1 protein-coding gene is annotated in these 1,216 nt (G+C 73.9%); it reads left to right on the forward strand.

From position 1 onward, the window contains the following. The first annotated feature begins 328 nt into the window (after nt 1-328). A complete protein-coding gene (locus ACOOHC_RS00090; protein WP_420450186.1) occupies nt 329-1,072 on the forward strand; it encodes a phosphotransferase in 744 nt (247 codons plus the stop codon). Nucleotides 1,073-1,216: the final 144 nt, after the last annotated feature.

A 1,216-nucleotide genomic window follows, 5' to 3' on the forward strand; every position in this document is an offset into this window, starting at 1 on the left:
CGCCCCCCTCGACCAGCGCATGCCCTTCCACACCTGAACCGTCACCTCCGGGTCACCCGGGTCAGCGAATCCCGACCGGTGCCGTCGACGGTCGCGGCGCTCGGCCCGTGCGACGTCGGAATCGATCGGGATCACTCGAGGAGGACGCGCCGAGGCGTCACGCCACCGGACGGTCGAGGAGGTCGCGACCCGGACGAGCACCGACCGGACCACCGATGCCTCCGCCGGTGTCGACGCCGGCCGTGTCGACGAGTGGTCTCCTGCCGGCGCGCCGATCGATGACGTCGGCCCGCCTGCGGCGGTCACGGCCGTCGTCGGTGACTCGCCCGTGCGCTGTGTCTGGGAGAACGAGCTCGGCGGGCTGACGTTCGAGATCGTCGGAGCCGGACGCTTCCTGAAGTGGGCGCCGCCGGGCAGCACGCTGCCGCCGGGCAGCGCGCTGTGGTTGCTCGAGGAGGCCGAGCGGCTGCGATGGACTCGTCCCCACACGCCCGTTCCGGAGGTGCTCGACGCGGGCACCGCCGATGACGGCTCGACCTGGCTGCTCACCGCGGCGCTGGACGGCACCACCGCCGTGGCCGAGCGCTGGAAGGCGTCGCCCCGGGTCGCCGTCCGTGCGATCGGCGAGGGACTGCGAGCATTCCACGAGTCGCTGCCCGTCGCGAGGTGCCCGTTCACGTGGACCGCCGAGGAGCGGCTCGGTCGGGCTCGGGCCCGCGCCGACGCCGGGCTGGTCGACCCCGCCCACTGGCACCCGTCGCACCGGCACCTGACGGTCGACGAGGCGATGGCGATCGTCGCCGAGCCGCCGCCGGTCGACCGGCTGGTCGTCTGCCACGCCGACTCGTGCGCACCGAACACGCTCATCGGCGAGGACGGCCGCTGGTCCGGGCACGTCGACCTCGGCCGGATGGGCATCGGCGACCGCTGGGCCGACCTCGCCGTCGCGACGTGGTCGACGGGGTGGAACTACGGACCGGGCTGGGAGGACGAGCTGCTCGCCGCCTACGGCATCGGCCCCGATCCCGACCGCACCCGCCACTACCGGCTTCTCTGGGACCTCACCGACTGACCCCCGTCGACCGTCGTCGGGCGACACCGCCGTCGTACCCTGCGTTCGGTGACGGATCTCGAGCGTCGCTTCCGTGAGGGCTACGGGCGGATCCCCGCCGGCACCGCGGACGAGTGGGGGGATCCCGACGCGCTCCACACCGCC

It is taken from the genome of Ilumatobacter sp., assembly GCF_965215205.1.
Classification (GTDB): domain Bacteria; phylum Actinomycetota; class Acidimicrobiia; order Acidimicrobiales; family Ilumatobacteraceae; genus Ilumatobacter_A.